The sequence below is a fragment of the Mesorhizobium qingshengii genome (genome assembly GCF_900103325.1).
In the GTDB taxonomy this organism is placed as follows: Bacteria; Pseudomonadota; Alphaproteobacteria; order Rhizobiales; family Rhizobiaceae; genus Mesorhizobium; species Mesorhizobium qingshengii.
Window position 1 is genome coordinate 120,926 of sequence record NZ_FMXM01000008.1, and the last position, 12,634, is coordinate 133,559.

Genomic DNA, 12,634 nt, shown 5'->3' on the forward strand with positions numbered 1-12,634 from the left:
GAGCATGCTTGCGGTTGACACGGACAAGGCTCCTCGTTTATGAGCCACCCACAGTTCAAAGGCGCGTCTTCTGGCGCGCCTTAAAATTTCGACCCGGACCGGGTCCACACCGACAGGCAAGACCATGAAGATCAAGAATTCGCTCAAGGCGCTGAAGGCGCGTCATCGCGACAACCAGCTGGTTCGCCGCAAGGGCCGCGTCTACATCATCAACAAGACCGCCCCGCGCTACAAGGCACGCCAGGGCTGAGTTTTCGGCCGGAGGCTTGTTGCCTCCGCCCAGTTGATGCTTGTCGCCGGCCCTGCCGGCCGTTTCACGCCAAATTCAGTTTGACGTTCCGCCGCCTGGGACTAGAGTCCGGCGATGCGGATTCATTTTGCAGTTTTCACAAGCCTGCTTCTTTCCGGCGCCATTTGCCTGCCGGCACGGGCGGAGGACGCGGTCGCGCCGCAGGCCGCCCCCGACGCGCCGCCAGTGGCAGTGACGAAACAAGCCCGTCTCGATCAGCTGTTCAGCGACCTGAAGCGCGAGCGCAACGAAAGGGCGGCCGAGCGCATTGCCGGCAACATCTGGAATGAATGGTTCCAGTCCGGCAGCGCCTCGATCGACTTGATGATGCAATGGTCGCAGAAGGCCATCGAGGGCCAGAAGTTCGACGTCGCGCTCGATTTCCTCGATCAGGTGGTGACCTTGCAGCCGACCTATGCCGAAGGCTGGAACCGGCGCGCCACCGTGCATTTCATGATGAAGAACTACGGCAAGTCGATGTCCGACATCGACCATACGCTGCAGCTCGAGCCGCGCCATTTCGGCGCGCTGTCCGGCTTGGCGCAGATCATGGCGCTGACCGGCCACAAGCAATCGGCGCTCGAGGCCTGGCAGAGGGTGCTGGCCATCTATCCGATGCTGCGCAGCGCCCAGGACCAGGTCGCCACGCTTTCGGAAGAGCTTGCCGGCGAAGGCATTTGATTGCGCTAAGGGAATAGGAAGTAGGGATTGGGCAGTAGGCGCAGATCGCACCGCGGAACACACACACGCCCTACTGCCTATTCCCTATTCCCCTAGAACTTATCCCCCTCCACCCCCGTATCTCCCCGCATGAACCTGATCTATGCCATGCTCGCCTTCCTGATGGCGCTTGTCTTCGGCCTCGTCGGCGTCACCCGCGCCGGCTCATGGCTGATCGAGCGCCGCAATCCGTCGATCGGCGAATTTGCCGACATCGGTGGCGCGCGCATCCACTATGTCCATGTTCCAGCGTCCGCCAATGTGGACCTGCCGCCGATCGTCTTCATCCATGGCGCCAGCGCCAATCTCAGCGATCAGATGCTGCCGCTGCGGCCACTGCTCGAGGGCCGCGCCGAAATGCTGTTCTTCGACCGGCCGGGTTTTGGCTGGTCGGAGCGCGGCCCGGGCAACAACGAGGATCCGTCGGCCCAGGCCAACACCATCGCCGCGCTGATGGACCGTCTCGGCATCAAGAAGGCCGTCATCGTCGGTCATTCCTTCGGCGGCGCGGTGACCACGGCCCTTGGCCGCGAGCATCCCGACAAGACGCTTGGGCTGGTCTTCCTGGCGCCAGCGACCCATCCCTGGCCGGGCGGCGCAACCTCCTGGTACTACGACCTGACGACCATTCCGGTCCTCGGCTGGTTGTTTTCCGAGACGCTGACCTATCCGGCCGGAGCGCTGCGGATGGCTGATGCCACGACCTGCGTCTTCTCACCCAACAAGGCGCCGGACAATTATCTCGCCGCGGCGTCGATTTCGCTGGTGCTGCGGCCATCGGCCTTCCGCGACAACGCCGCTGATGTCGCCGGGCTCTATCGCTATGCTCTTGGCGCCGCACCGCACTACAGCGAGATCAAGGCGCCGACGGTGGTCATCTCGGGCGACCGCGACAAGGTCGTCTATGCGCATATCCATTCGATCGGCCTTGAGCGCGATATTTCAGGCGCTGAGCTCGTCTGGGTGCATAATCTCGGCCACAAGCCTGACTGGATCGCGCCCGACCTCGTCGTCGGCGCCGTCGAGAGGGTCGCCGGCAAGACAGTTGATCTGCAGGCAATGGCGAAGGCCGTCGAGGCGAGGATCGCCAACGACGCCTACGATGCCGGCAAATGCGCCGATATCAAAGTGCCCGAAGCCGAGCTCGCGCCAACCTGAGCGGCCACACCGGTGGCGCCTAGAGCAGTTCACCGTTTCACGGAAACGGCAAACCGCTCTAACTCTTTGTTTTGACGCAATTCCCAAGGGAAAGCGCTGTGCGCTTTTCCCGGGAAAACCGTTTCACACTTTTCCTGGAATTGCTCTAAACCGGCTCTACCGGCTCCTCTGCCCATCCGACCCGACATAGGCGATGCGCAGCATGTTGGTCGAACCTGGCGTCCTCAGCGGCACGCCGGCGGTAATGATGACGCGGTCGCCCGGCTTGCCGAACCCTTCTTCCAGGGCAATGCGGCAGGCACGATCGACCATGTCGTCGAGATCGATGGCATCGGGCGACACGACGCAATGCGTACCCCACAACAGCGACAGCCGACGCGCCGTGTTGACGATCGGCGACAGCGCGATGATCGGCACTTGCGGCCGCTCGCGGGCGGCGCGCAGGCCGGTGTTGCCGGACGCCGTGTAGGTGATGATGGCCGCCAGTTTCAGCGTCTCGGCGATTTCGCGGGCAGCCAGCGAAATGGCGTCGGCGCCGGTCGCTTCCGGCTCGGAGCGCTGCGCATTGATGATGCCGGCATAGGTCGGATCGGTTTCGACCTTGGTGGCAATGCGGTTCATCATCGCCACCGCCTCGACCGGGTAGGCACCCGCCGCCGATTCCGCCGACAGCATGATGGCGTCGGCGCCTTCGAAGACCGCGATCGAAACGTCGGACACCTCGGCGCGGGTCGGCACCGGGGCGGTGATCATCGATTCCAGCATCTGCGTCGCAACCACCACCGGCTTGCCGGCGCGGCGCGCGGCGCGCGTGATCTGCTTCTGGATGCCGGGCACGGCCTCGAGCGGCATCTCGACACCAAGATCGCCACGGGCGACCATCAGCGCGTCGGATAATTCGATGATCTCGGCCAACCGGGCAACGGCCTGCGGCTTCTCGATCTTGGCCATGATCAGCGCCCGGCCGCGCGCGATCTTGCGCGCTTCGGCCAGATCTTCAGGCCGCTGCACGAACGACAGCGCCACCCAGTCGACGCCGGTGGCAAGCACTGCATCGAGGTCCTTGCGGTCCTTCTCGGTCAGCGCGCCGACCGGCAGGTCGGTATCGGGCAGGCTGACGCCCTTCTTGTCGGAAATCGTAGTGCCGGCAATGACGGTGCAGACGATCGACTTGCCGTCGCTTTTCACCGCCTTCAGCTCGAGCTTGCCGTCGTCGATCAGCAGGCGATGGCCGGGCTCGACCGAGCTCAGGATTTCGGGATGCGGCAGATAGACCCTGGTCGAGGTGCCGGGCTCGGGATTGTCGTCGAGCGTGAAGGTCTGGCCCAGCGTCAGCACTTCCTTGCCATTGGCGAATTTGCCGACGCGCAGCTTGGGCCCTTGCAAGTCGGCCAGGATGCCGATCGGCCGGCCGACAGCTTCCTCGACGGCGCGGATGCGCCCGACCAGCGTGCGCATCAGCTCGTGGTCGGTGTGGCTCATGTTGATGCGGAACACGTCGGCGCCCGCTTCGAACAGCTTCTTCAGCATCTCCTCCGAAGAAGAGGCCGGACCGATGGTGGCTAGGATCTTGACCTTGCGGCTGCGTCTCATTGACTATTTGTTCCCGGGGCGGCTGGAGCGCCTCCCGTTGCAGGCTCATCGGTCAGCTGGACCATCCAGCTTGCCTGTTCGCCCGTGTCATATTCCTGGAATCCTGCGCGCTGGAAGCCCCGGGCGACGCAGTCGGTTACGCCGGCGATCTTGAACTCTTTTTCAGCCACGCACATGTTGATCGGGCCGTCCCAGCGTCCGCCGCGCTCGGCGTCTTCTGCATAAAGATAGTAAAACCTTGATGACAGCGGCCCTTCGATCAGCGTCTTGCAGCTCGATCCTTCGATGTGCCACCAGCCCTCGGTGATCCAGCCGGCCTTGGCGCGGTAGCCGATGCCGACACCGACGAGATTCTGCGTGGCGTTGCAGACGCGGAAATCGGCGCGGGCTGGCGAGGCCACGACCATCGCCGACAGGCCCACGGCGAGCGTCAGGAGCGGCATGGCGTAGGCAAAGTGCCTGCGCTGCTCGCCGGCGGAACTCATCCCGAAACCCCTCAAGAACCACATCAGCATCTCTCTGCGCCCCTTTTCGGAAAAGTCCGGGCGCATGTCAACGCGCCGTTTTGTCCAATTCCAATCGATTTAGAAAGGCTCCGGCGCACAATTCGCCGACTTCTGCCAGATTTCCCGGGAAACCTTGGCCAAACAACGGCATTGCGCGAACGTCGTCTTCGTGGAATGACGATAGCACCCTCCCCGGAAGCCAGCGAACAGACCATTTCCCGCCAATGACCCGATCCACAGTTTTCGCGCCGTTCGACATTGTCGAGGGCGACCGCAAGCGGGGCATCGTGCTTCTGGCCGATCATGCCCGCCGCGACTTGCCCGACGACTATGGTAGCCTCGGCTTGCCGGCGGCGGAATTCGACCGCCACATCGCCTATGACATCGGCGTCGAAACTGTGACGCGCGAACTGGCCTCGCTGCTCGGCGTGCCGGCGGTGCTCGCCAATTTCTCGCGGCTGCTGATCGATCCCAATCGCGGCGAGGACGATCCGACGCTCATACGCCAGCTTTATGACGGCACCGTCGTGCCCGGGAATTACCCTCTTGCCCCGGAAGAACGGGAGAGACGGCTCGACAGTTTCTACCGGCCCTATCACGATGCGGTCGGCGCCATGATCGCTTCGGTCGCGCAGGCTTCCGCCAAGGCGCCGTTCATTTTCTCGGTGCATTCCTTCACTCCGGTCATGCAAGGGATCCAACGTCCCTGGCATGTCGGCATCCTGTGGGACCGCGACGAGCGGGTGGCGCGACCACTGATCGACATGCTGGCCGAAGACAAGACCCTTATCGTTGGCGATAATGAACCCTATGACGGTGCGCTACGAGGCGACACCATGTTCCGGCATGCCATCGTCAACGGCTTTGCCCATGCGCTGATCGAGATCCGCCAGGACCTGATCGCCAGCGGCAAGGACGCGCTTGCATGGGCCGATCGCCTGGCACCTATCGTTGACGCGATCGACCGCCGCCCCGATATACATGTCGTGAAGATGTTCGGCTCACGCACCGGGCCGATATGACGGAGGTTTCGATGACCGAACTCAGCGACGAGCAGCAACGCGATTTCGAGGCTGCCGCCTTCCGCCGGTTGGTCGAGCATCTGCGTGAACGCAACGACGTGCAGAACATCGACCTGATGAATCTCGCTGGCTTCTGCCGCAACTGCCTGTCGAACTGGTATCGCGAGGCAGCCAATGCCGAGGGCGTCGACCTAACCAAGGACCAGTCGCGCGAGATCGTCTACGGCATGCCCTATGCCCAATGGCAGGCACTCAACCAGACCGAGGCCTCCGACGCCAAGAAGGCCGAATTCGAGGCAAGGCGACCCAAGGACCACTAGGTCAACCGTCGGTACCCCTCGATCGTTTTCAACGCCGTCTCTGGTCCAAGAACTTTCGGTAACGAGTGCTTGACTGCAAATTGAATCGATCTAATTTGCCGCGCGAAGCCATTTTCTGACCGGATTCCCGATGAACGCATCAGACGCCATGCAGGCTGCCATTCGCGGACGATGGGCCGTTGCGGCCATTTTCCTCGCCAACGGCTTCCTGACCGGCAGCTGGGCGCCGCAGATCCCGGTGTTCCTGACCCGGCTCGACATTTCCAAGTTCACGCTTGGCCTGCTGATCCTGCTGTTCGGCGCCGGCGCCGTCACCGCCATGACCTGGTGCGGCCACCTGATCTCGAAACATGGCTCGCGCAGCGTGCTGCGCTGGTTCGGGCTGTGCGGCAGCCTCGGCCTGCTGGTCGTGGCGCTGGCACCCAACGTGCCGCTGGCGGCCGTCGCCATGTTCATCTTCGGCGGCTCGATCGGCGGCATGGATGTTGCCATGAATGCCAATGCGGTGGTGGTGGAACGACGGCTCTCCCGCGCCATCATGTCGTCCTCGCACGGTTTCTGGAGCCTCGGCGGGTTCGCCGGCGGAGCCCTTGGCGGCTTCGCCATCCAGACCTACGGCCACCTCGCCCATGCCGCGGTGGTGACGGCGCTCGCCTTCGCGGTAATCGCCGCCGCGGTCGGCCATCTGATCGCCGAGGAGAGGCCGCAGGCGGCCGGGCACCATAAATTCGCGTTGCCGGCAAACCCGCTGGTCTATCTCGTCGGCTTGATGGCACTGCTGACGATGATCTCCGAAGGCGCCGTGCTCGACTGGGCGGCGCTGTATCTGCGGCAGGAACTCGGTGCCGATCTTGCCATTGCCGGTCTTGCCTATGCGGCCTTTTCAGGCGTGATGGCGATCATGCGTTTCTTCGGCGACGGCGTGCGCAACCGTTTCGGGGCGGTCATGACCCTGCGCGGCTCGGCGGTCGTCGCCGCGGCCGGCATGCTGATCGCCGGCCTGTCACCCTCGCCCTGGCTTGCTATCGCAGCCTTTGCCCTGTGCGGCTTCGGCATCGCCAACATGGTGCCGATCATCTTTTCGGCCGGCGGCAACCAGGAAGGCATGTCGTCGGGCACCGGCATGAGCGTGGTCACCACCATGGGCTATTCCGGCATATTGGTTGCACCGTCGGCGATCGGCTTCGTTGCCGAGCATTCGAGCTTCGGCCCGATCTTCATTGCCATGTCGGGGCTGCTGATCGTCGTGTTGCTGATGGCCGGGCTCGCTCACCGCGCCGAATTCGCGCCCGCGCCGGCCGAATAGCGCTTCAGTTCTTCATGGAGGAAATCCGCCACGCGACGGATGCGCACGCTGGTGCGCACATCGCGATGCATGGCCAGCCACACCGGCAGCACCGGTAGCGGCAGGCCAGGCAGCACCTTCTCCACCAGAGGATCACGATCGGCCAGCGGCTCCTGGCCGAGGCCGACGCCGTTTCCCGCCCGCACCGCCTCCCACAAGACGATCTGGTTGTCGGTCCGGAAGCGGAAACTGCCACGGGTGACAGGGATTCCGGATTGCGTGAAGCCTCGGATCATCTCGTCGCTGCGATCGAAGCCGACCAGGGCATGATTGACGAGATCAGCCGGCCCGAGCGGGCGGCCGCGCCGGTCGAGATAGGAAATGGCCGCGCAGGCGCAGAGGGGAATATCGCAGACCTTGCGCGCCACCAGTTCGTTCTGTGCCGGCTTGACCATGCGGATGGCGATATCGGCATCGCGCCGCAGCAGGTTCTCGACCTGGTTCGAAGCGACGATCTCGACCTCGATGCCGGGCTCCTCGATGCCGAGCCGTGCCATCATGCCGGGCAGCACATAGGCAGCCACCACTTCGCTGGCGGCAATGCGCACCGTGCCTTCGATCGCCTCGACCGAGCCAAGTGCCAGCCGTGAAAACGCACTCGCCTGCTCGCTGACGGCCTTGCCGCGCTCAAACAGCGTGGCGCCGGCTTCCGTCAGCGCATAGCCGCTGCGCCCACGCCGGAACAGCGTGACGCCGAGCGCCTGTTCCAGCTCTCCGATGTGGCGGCCAAGCGTCGGCTGGCTGGCCGACAGTTTTCGCGCAGCGGCCGACAGGCTGCCGGTTTCCGCCACCGTGACGAAGCTCTTGATCAGATTCCAATCGATGTCTGCCATTCAATAATGAATATCAACAATGCATCCATGGTCAATTTCAATTCATCAATGAGGCAATCATATTCGCCCTGCAAACACTGATACGGACTGCAACCACCAACCAGGAGAATTCAAAATGACCAAGATCGCTCTCACCACCGCTGCCCTCCTCATCGCGGCTAGCACCGCTTTTGCCGGCAGCGACAAGTTTGGTTCGAACGACGCCAGCCAGCCGGCCGTCGTCAACACTGACATCACGATCACCACGTCGATCGAGACGTCCGAGACCACCGGTCAGAAGCCCCAGGGCAGCAACCGCGAGCTCTTCGGCAGCCGCTGAACGGCGGTCTTCAGAAGATCCAGAAAGCGGCGGGCTTGTCCCGTCGCGTCAAACAAGGAGACGAACAATGACCAAGATCGCAATCCTCGGTGCCAATGGCCGCCTCGGCCGCGTCGTCGCCAGGGCCTTCATCGACGCCGGCTATGATGTCCGCGCCATTACCCGCAGCGGCAAGGTGCCGGCTGAACTCAAGGGTGCCACGGCCATGGCCGGCGACGCCCTCGACCGCGAAGCACTGATCCGGGCGACGCAAGGCGTCGACATCATCTTCAACGGCCTCAACCCGATCTACACCGACTGGGGTAAATGCATGCCGATGGCCGAAAACGTCATGGCCGCCTGCCATGCGAACGGCGCCCTGCATCTCTTCCCCGGCACCGTCTACAATTACGGCTCACCAATGCCGGCGGTGATCACCGAAGACACACCCTTTCATCCGACGACCGAGAAGGGCCGCATCCGCACCGCCATGGAAGCACTGTTTCGCCGCGAGGCCGATGCCGGCCGTGTCCGCACCATCATTCTCAGAGCCGGCGATTTCTTCGGCGGCACCGGCAGCGGATCATGGTTCGACCTGGTCGTCGCCGCCAAGATCGGCAAGGGCATCTACACCGCGCCCGGCCCGGTCGATCTGGTGCACGAATGGGCCTACCTGCCGGACTTCGCCGTAGGCTTCGTCGCGCTGGCCAAGAATCTCGACAAGCTCGGCTCCTATGAAGCGCTGAACTTTCCGGGCCACGCGGTCACCGACCTTCAGATCAAGGCCGCCGCCGAGAAGGCAGTTGGCCGGCCGCTCAAGATGACCTCGATGCCCTGGTGGGTGCTGCGTGCCGGTAGCCCGTTCGTGGCGATGTGGCGTGAAATCGTCTCGATGTCCTATCTGCGCTTCGAACTGCACCAGCTGACCTCGACGCGGCTTGCCGGCATCATCGGCGAAATCCCGCATACGCCGCTGGACCAGGCGGTCGCGGAGGCGCTCAACGATATCGGCATCGCCACCGTGAGCGCCACGTCAAAGGCTGCCTGAACTGAAGACTGAGGGCGGCAGCTCAGAGCCGTCCCATCAACAACAACGCCAGGAGCACCACCAGCACCACGCCGACAATGCCCGACGGCCCGTAACCCCAAGAGCGCGAATGCGGCCAGGCCGGCACCGCGCCGATGAGGACAAGGATCAGGACGATGATGATGATGGTGGTGATCGGCATAAGAAATTCCCCGCATTTGACGTTCTGCTACGGCGCAATGCTCGGCATTGCTCCAAGGGACAATGCAAAAGGCCGCCCGGTTGTTCCGGGCGGCCTTTGCGTCATGAATTCGCAGACAGGTTTATTCGGCCGCCTTTGGAAAGGCGATCGCCGGCTCGTCGCCCACGTCCGGGCTCGGCGTGTCGGTCGACGAAACCGTTCCCTTGCCGCGCCGGAATAGCCGGCGGAAAAACGCGTAGAAGCGGCTGTTCTTGCTGCGTGTGAAGATCATCAGCATCGACGGCGTCACCACCAGCGTCAGCAGGGTGGCAAAGGACAGGCCGAAGACGATTGCCGAGGACAGCGAAATCCACCATTGCGTCGACGGCGCGTTGATCGTCGTCTCGTGATGGAAGATCTCGAGGCCGAGACCAAAGGCGATCGGCAACACGCCAAGGATCGCCGACACCGCCGTCAGCACAACCGGGCGGGCGCGTTCCCTGCAGGTCTGCAGCACCGCGTCCATCTTGTCCCAGCCTTCTTCGCGCAGCCTGTCATAGGTGTCGATCAGCACGATGTTGTTGTTCACCACAACGCCGGCCAGCGCGATGACACCGATGCCCGACATGACGATGCCGAATGCCTCTCCGGTCAAAAGCAGTCCCAGGAACACGCCGATCGTCGCCATGACCACGCAGGACAGCACCATCAGCACGCTAGTGAACTTGTTGAACTGCATCAGGAGCACGAGGAAGATCAGGAAGATCGCCGCCCCGAAGGCCTTGCCGAGGAAAGCGCTGGCTTCGGCGCTGTCCTCGTTCGAGCCGGCCAGCTTCCAGCGGATGCCGCTGCCGAGATTCATGTCGGCGACAGCCTGGGTAACCTCCTGCTGCACGGCGGCGACCTGGGCCCCGGCGGCAACGTTGGCCTGCACCACCACGGTGCGCGCGCCGTCGATGCGGTTGAGGATGCCGACGCTCGGTTTCGCCTTGCGGACGACGAAGTTCGAGATCGGCACCGAGCCTTGCGCGGTCTGCACCCTGAGTTCGTCGAGCGTCGACAGCGTGCGCCGGTCCTCCGGCAGACGCAGCCGGATATCGACCGCCTTGTCGGCGCCGGCCGGTCGATATTCGCTGAGCTTCAGGCCGTTGGTGACGAGCTGCACCACCGTTCCAACCGAGGTCGGGCTGATGCCGTATTGAGCCGCCTTGGCGCGGTCGACCTCGAGCGCCCAGTCGACGCCGGGTGGCGGCAGGCCATCGGAAATGTCGATGACGCCGGGCACCTTGGCAATACGCGCCGCGACGGCGCGGGCCTTCTCGTCCAACCCTTTGGGGTCGACGGCCGAAAGCCTGATCTGGATCGGCTTGCCGGTCGGCGGGCCGGCCTCCGGCACGCGCACCTCGACATCGACGCCGGGAATGCCGGCCATGACGCCGCGCAGATCGCTCAGGATCTGGTTCGCCGATTTGCGCTCACGCCAGTCGACGAATTCGTACTGGATGACGCCGACCACGTCCTCCGGAACGTCCTGGCCGCCGCCTTGCGTCTTGCCGACGCGGGTATAGACCGATTTGATGCCGGGCCATCCGAGCAGCCTGTTTTCAGCGATCTTCGTCGCGGTATCCATTTCGGCCAGCGAAAGGTTGCCGCGGGCGTGCACGTAGAGCAGGCCGTAGTCGGGTTCGACACTGGGGAAGAACTCGACACCCGCGCCATATTTGGAATAGGCAAAGCCGACGCCGAACAGCAGCGCAACGGTCAGCAAGACCACGGTGATCGGGAACCGTACCGCCTGCTTGACGATGGCCATGTACCAGCCGTCGCGATTGTCATCCTCGTGGTGCTGCGGCGCCTTGGCGAAGATCGCCCCGAGCGTCGGCGCGAACACCAGCGCATAGAGCATCGAGGCCGACAGCGTGACGATCAGCGTGATCGGCATGTATTTCATGAAGTCGCCGATGATACCCGGCCAGAACAGCAACGGCGAGAAGGCGGCAATGCGCGTCATCGTCGCCGCGATGACCGGACCGGCCATGCGCTTGGCGGCAAGCGCGAACGCGTCCGCCTTCGGCATGCCCTCGCTCATCCGCCGTTCGGCGAACTCGGTGACGATGATGGCGTCATCGACCAGCATGCCGACCGCCAGGATGAGGCTGAACAGCACGATCATGTTGATCGTGTAACCCATCATCGCCAGGAGCAGGATGCCGATCAGGAACGATGACGGAATGGCGAGGCCAATGAGCAGCGAGGCGCGGCCGGACAGCGCATAGAGGATGACGATGAACACCAGGATCACGGCGATCATCACATGGTTCTGCAGGTCGCCGAGCAGCTGGTTGACGAAGACCGACTTGTCCTGGGTGTAGGTGACGTTCATGCCTTGCGGCATGGCCTTGACGAAGGCGTCGGACACCGCCCGCACCTTGGTCAGCGTGTCGATCAGATTGGCGCCGATACGCTTCTTGACTTCGATGGCGATGGCCGGCTTGCCGTTGAGACGGGTGATCGTCTCGGCATCGGCGAAGGTCGAGCGGATCGTCGCGATGTCCTTGGCCTGCACCACGGCATTGGGACCGGCGACCACGGGCAGCGCCGCCACATCCTCCGGCGTCTCGATCAGCGACGGCACCTTGACCGCGTATTTGCCCTGCGAGCCCTCGATGTTGCCGGCGGCGACCAGGCTGTTGGAGGCGCCGACGGCGCCGATCAGCTGGTCGAGCTGCAGCCCGTAGGAGGACAGTTTCATCGGATCGATGACGACTTCGACGAGATCGTCACGAGAGCCTTGCAGCGAGCCTTCGAGCACGCCGGGCACTTCCTCGATACGGTCGCGCAACTCGCGCGCCGCGGCGGTCAGCACGCGCTCGGGCAATTCGCCCGACAGGGTGACGACGAGCACGGGGAATTCGGAAATGTTGACCTCGGTGACCACGGGCTCCTCGGCCGCCTGCGGCAGGTCGGCCTTGCCGTCCTGCACCTTGCTGCGTGTATCCTGCAGCGCCGTCGCCAGGTTGGTCTGCGGCTGGAACTCGACCAACACATAGCCGCCGCCCTGGAAGGCGGCAGAGCGCATCTCCTTGAGGCCCTTCAGGCTCTTCAGCTTGCTTTCCATCGGCCGCAGCAGAAGGCGCTCCGAATCCTCCGGCGAAATGCCTTGATAGATCAGGCTGACATACATCATCGGAATCGGAACGTCGGGTTCTGCTTCCTTCGGCGTCGACTGATAGGCGACCCAGCCAGCGAGCAGAAGGAAGACCAGCACCGAGATGGTCAGGCGGGCATTGTTGATTGCGAGTCTGACGATATCCATGGCTAATGCCTGTTTTTGAATTTCAG

At 63.5% G+C, this 12,634-nt stretch carries 13 protein-coding genes; 8 read left to right on the forward strand and 5 right to left on the reverse strand.

From position 1 onward, the window contains the following. Window positions 1–124: 124 nt before the first annotated feature. The 3 genes from ykgO to BLS48_RS14875 all read left to right on the forward strand — a co-directional run bounded on the left by ykgO (window position 125) and on the right by BLS48_RS14875 (window position 2,167). Window positions 125–250, forward strand: a complete 126-nt coding sequence (gene ykgO, locus BLS48_RS14865; protein WP_006327841.1) for a type B 50S ribosomal protein L36 — start codon at window positions 125–127, stop codon at window positions 248–250. 114 nt (window positions 251–364) lie between these two features. Beyond that, entirely contained in the window at window positions 365–970 is a 606-nt protein-coding gene (locus BLS48_RS14870) for a tetratricopeptide repeat protein (protein ID WP_091578707.1), read from the forward strand. Between the two features lie 129 nt (window positions 971–1,099). Continuing rightward, the gene (locus BLS48_RS14875; RefSeq protein ID WP_091578709.1) at window positions 1,100–2,167 is read left to right on the forward strand and encodes an alpha/beta fold hydrolase; all 1,068 of its coding nucleotides are present in this window, start codon (window positions 1,100–1,102) and stop codon (window positions 2,165–2,167) included. 156 nt (window positions 2,168–2,323) lie between these two features. Here the strand turns inward: BLS48_RS14875 and pyk are convergent, their stop codons facing one another. After that, a complete protein-coding gene (pyk, locus tag BLS48_RS14880) occupies window positions 2,324–3,760 on the reverse strand; it encodes a pyruvate kinase (protein WP_091578710.1) in 1,437 nt (478 codons plus the stop codon). Continuing rightward, window positions 3,757–4,203 (reverse strand): DUF1036 domain-containing protein, encoded by a 447-nt coding sequence (locus BLS48_RS14885; protein ID WP_208604624.1) that lies wholly within the window; start codon window positions 4,201–4,203, stop codon window positions 3,757–3,759. The genes pyk and BLS48_RS14885 overlap by 4 nt, the downstream gene beginning before the upstream one ends. A 287-nt stretch (window positions 4,204–4,490) precedes the next feature. On the opposite strand from BLS48_RS14885, the gene BLS48_RS14890 reads away from it, so the two are divergent. The 3 genes from BLS48_RS14890 (at window position 4,491) to BLS48_RS14900 (ending at window position 6,914) form a co-directional block, all read left to right on the forward strand. Beyond that, window positions 4,491–5,288, forward strand: a complete 798-nt coding sequence (locus BLS48_RS14890; RefSeq protein ID WP_091578712.1) for an N-formylglutamate amidohydrolase — start codon at window positions 4,491–4,493, stop codon at window positions 5,286–5,288. 11 nt (window positions 5,289–5,299) lie between these two features. Beyond that, window positions 5,300–5,608 (forward strand): DUF1244 domain-containing protein, encoded by a 309-nt coding sequence (locus tag BLS48_RS14895; protein WP_013529201.1) that lies wholly within the window; start codon window positions 5,300–5,302, stop codon window positions 5,606–5,608. 130 nt (window positions 5,609–5,738) lie between these two features. After that, entirely contained in the window at window positions 5,739–6,914 is a 1,176-nt protein-coding gene (locus tag BLS48_RS14900) for an MFS transporter (protein ID WP_091578714.1), read from the forward strand. Here BLS48_RS14900 and BLS48_RS14905 read toward each other — a convergent pair. Then, window positions 6,878–7,786, reverse strand: a complete 909-nt coding sequence (locus tag BLS48_RS14905; RefSeq protein WP_091578715.1) for a LysR family transcriptional regulator — start codon at window positions 7,784–7,786, stop codon at window positions 6,878–6,880. The genes BLS48_RS14900 and BLS48_RS14905 overlap by 37 nt on opposite strands. Window positions 7,787–7,901: 115 nt before the next feature. Here BLS48_RS14905 and BLS48_RS14910 point away from each other — a divergent pair, with 115 nt between their 5' ends. Next, window positions 7,902–8,105 carry a DUF680 domain-containing protein gene (locus tag BLS48_RS14910; protein ID WP_091578717.1) on the forward strand — a complete coding sequence of 68 codons (204 nt, stop codon included), beginning with the start codon at window positions 7,902–7,904 and terminating at the stop codon, window positions 8,103–8,105. 67 nt (window positions 8,106–8,172) lie between these two features. Beyond that, entirely contained in the window at window positions 8,173–9,132 is a 960-nt protein-coding gene (locus BLS48_RS14915; protein ID WP_091578719.1) for an SDR family oxidoreductase, read from the forward strand. Window positions 9,133–9,154: 22 nt separating this feature from the next. On the opposite strand, the gene BLS48_RS14920 is transcribed toward BLS48_RS14915, so the two are convergent. After that, window positions 9,155–9,313 (reverse strand): DUF3309 family protein, encoded by a 159-nt coding sequence (locus BLS48_RS14920; RefSeq protein WP_091578721.1) that lies wholly within the window; start codon window positions 9,311–9,313, stop codon window positions 9,155–9,157. 121 nt (window positions 9,314–9,434) lie between these two features. Next, window positions 9,435–12,608, reverse strand: coding sequence for an efflux RND transporter permease subunit (locus tag BLS48_RS14925; RefSeq protein WP_091578723.1), 3,174 nt, complete (start codon window positions 12,606–12,608; stop codon window positions 9,435–9,437). Window positions 12,609–12,634: the final 26 nt, after the last annotated feature.

Excerpts from the sequence above, each read along its gene's own strand:
- ykgO (WP_006327841.1), top strand. The coding sequence starts at position 125 with ATGAAGATCAAGAATTCGCTCAAGGCGCTGAAGGCGCGTCATCGCGAC.
- BLS48_RS14870 (WP_091578707.1), top strand. The coding sequence starts at position 365 with ATGCGGATTCATTTTGCAGTTTTCACAAGCCTGCTTCTTTCCGGCGCC.
- BLS48_RS14875 (WP_091578709.1), top strand. The coding sequence starts at position 1,100 with ATGAACCTGATCTATGCCATGCTCGCCTTCCTGATGGCGCTTGTCTTC.
- pyk (WP_091578710.1), bottom strand. The coding sequence starts at position 3,760 with ATGAGACGCAGCCGCAAGGTCAAGATCCTAGCCACCATCGGTCCGGCC.
- BLS48_RS14885 (WP_208604624.1), bottom strand. The coding sequence starts at position 4,203 with ATGCCGCTCCTGACGCTCGCCGTGGGCCTGTCGGCGATGGTCGTGGCC.
- BLS48_RS14890 (WP_091578712.1), top strand. The coding sequence starts at position 4,491 with ATGACCCGATCCACAGTTTTCGCGCCGTTCGACATTGTCGAGGGCGAC.
- BLS48_RS14895 (WP_013529201.1), top strand. The coding sequence starts at position 5,300 with ATGACCGAACTCAGCGACGAGCAGCAACGCGATTTCGAGGCTGCCGCC.
- BLS48_RS14900 (WP_091578714.1), top strand. The coding sequence starts at position 5,739 with ATGAACGCATCAGACGCCATGCAGGCTGCCATTCGCGGACGATGGGCC.
- BLS48_RS14905 (WP_091578715.1), bottom strand. The coding sequence starts at position 7,786 with ATGGCAGACATCGATTGGAATCTGATCAAGAGCTTCGTCACGGTGGCG.
- BLS48_RS14910 (WP_091578717.1), top strand. The coding sequence starts at position 7,902 with ATGACCAAGATCGCTCTCACCACCGCTGCCCTCCTCATCGCGGCTAGC.
- BLS48_RS14915 (WP_091578719.1), top strand. The coding sequence starts at position 8,173 with ATGACCAAGATCGCAATCCTCGGTGCCAATGGCCGCCTCGGCCGCGTC.
- BLS48_RS14920 (WP_091578721.1), bottom strand. The coding sequence starts at position 9,313 with ATGCCGATCACCACCATCATCATCATCGTCCTGATCCTTGTCCTCATC.
- BLS48_RS14925 (WP_091578723.1), bottom strand. The coding sequence starts at position 12,608 with ATGGATATCGTCAGACTCGCAATCAACAATGCCCGCCTGACCATCTCG.